Source organism: Deltaproteobacteria bacterium (assembly GCA_009929795.1).
Lineage (GTDB): Bacteria > Desulfobacterota > Desulfovibrionia > Desulfovibrionales > Desulfomicrobiaceae > RZZR01.
This window is the reverse complement of sequence record RZZR01000393.1, coordinates 1-1,132: the sequence shown is the minus strand read 5'-3', so window position 1 is coordinate 1,132 and position 1,132 is coordinate 1. Positions and strand designations below refer to the sequence as shown.

Genomic DNA, 1,132 nt, shown 5'->3' with positions numbered 1-1,132 from the left:
AAAAACCCACCAAGGCCCTGGTCGAGCCCATGGATCACGCCGAGCTGGTCAGAATGACCGTGAATTGGGCCGGACACGATCTTGGAGACCACCTGCAACGAATGGAGGCTGATTTTCCCGGCCGTCACGTCTATCAGATCGTGCTGCCCCTTTGGCGGCCTGGATGCGCACAGTCCGTGGCAACGGCCCGGGCGGACGGATATTTTCTGGGGGGACTGCTGGTCCAGTGGTATGACCGCGACGGGCTGCTTTTGCAAAAAGTGGCCGGGGAACCGGACTATTCGAGCATCAAGCTCCATCCCCAAGAGGCGAAGGATCTGCTCGAAGCGATCCGCGCCGACCGGAACGCGGTATTTTCCGAGACAAAGTCCATCCCCTGACCGACCCCACACCTGGAGGACTAAATGGATCGTATCCAACTGAACCTAGATGACTATTTCTTCATCGTTCGGTCCCTTGTCTTCGCCGAAATCAAAAAACTCCGCAAAACCTCGGACGTTTTCGGCGACGAGCTTCAGCTCTCTCCGGAGAGCACCCTTGGCCAGGATCCCCTCGCCTTTTCCCAGGATGAATTGACCCTGGTGACCGGACGGGTGGCCGGATTCTTTGGCCTGCCGTCCGAAAAATCCTCGGAACTCGCCGGACTGGATAGCCTGGGCCAATGGGCCGATTTCCTGCTTCGCGAAATAGGATCTCGGCCCGAAGTCATCACCTTTTTCACCTCCGGCAGCACCGGGGAGCCCAAGCCCATCCTCCGGGAGTACTATTTCCTGGAGCAGGACGCCCTCCACTTGGCCGACATGCTCAGGGGCTCCAAACGGGTCATCGGGCTGGTCCCTCCCCACCACATCTACGGCTTCATCTACACGATCCTCATCCCCAAGGTCCTCGGGGCCGGCCTGGAGGATTACCGCTTCAAGAGACCGTCGACCATCGTCAAGCAGTCCAGGGCCGGAGACTGCATCGTCGGCTTCCCTCATCTCTGGCGGCTATGTTCCGAGACCAGGGAACGTTTTCCGGCCGGGGTCATCGGAACCACTTCCACCGGTCCCTGTCCGGCCGACATCATTCGGTCCCTGAAGCGCCAGGGCCTGGGCATGATGGTCGAGATCTACGGTTCATCCGAGAGCGG

1 protein-coding gene is annotated in these 1,132 nt (G+C 59.8%); it reads left to right on the top strand.

Annotation, left to right across the window (positions count from 1 at the left end):
• Positions 1–404 precede the first annotated feature (404 nt).
• On the top strand, positions 405–1,132 hold a 728-nt coding region (locus EOM25_15240; protein ID NCC26534.1), incomplete at its 3' end, for a hypothetical protein.